General features: G+C 48.0%; 1 protein-coding gene. It reads right to left on the reverse strand.

Features of this window, described 5'->3' with window-relative positions; translation table 11 throughout:
• A partial coding sequence (locus AW165_RS18575; protein WP_155859665.1) for a phage protein Gp27 family protein occupies positions 1-331 on the reverse strand: 331 nt, incomplete at its 3' end.
• Positions 332-431 lie beyond the last annotated feature (100 nt).

Below are 431 nucleotides of genomic sequence, written 5' to 3' on the forward strand. Positions count from 1 at the left end.
TATCTTCAAATGACTCAGTGGTGACGTCGTAGTTTTTGACCACCTCAACAATCTTGCTCTGCAGGACCTGCAAACCAATTTCTGAAACGTCAGTGTTGGGTCTATCTCGAAACTCATCTAAGAATTTCTTGGCAAAGCGATCACGTTCCTTTTGCTCTTCCAGGAACGTCTCCCATTTTTTGACTTCGCGATGCACACCTGCTCGGCTCACTTCCCACCCCTCATCTGAGAGAACGGCGGTGATGTCGGTCAGCGTCATCTGCTCCTTGTCGTACATATCGATAATGCGCTCGCTTAATCCTTGCAGCTCAATCTTCGATTTTTTGGCCACATAACCCTCTTATTTTTGTGTATTTAGATGCGCTCATTTTCGCGTGCGCGCGCGTCTGTGCGCGGCAGCAGCCATTGATAGGCATTAAGTCAAGGCACAA

This window comes from Acinetobacter sp. LMB-5, assembly GCF_001541635.1.
Classification (GTDB): Bacteria; Pseudomonadota; Gammaproteobacteria; order Pseudomonadales; family Moraxellaceae; genus Acinetobacter; species Acinetobacter pittii.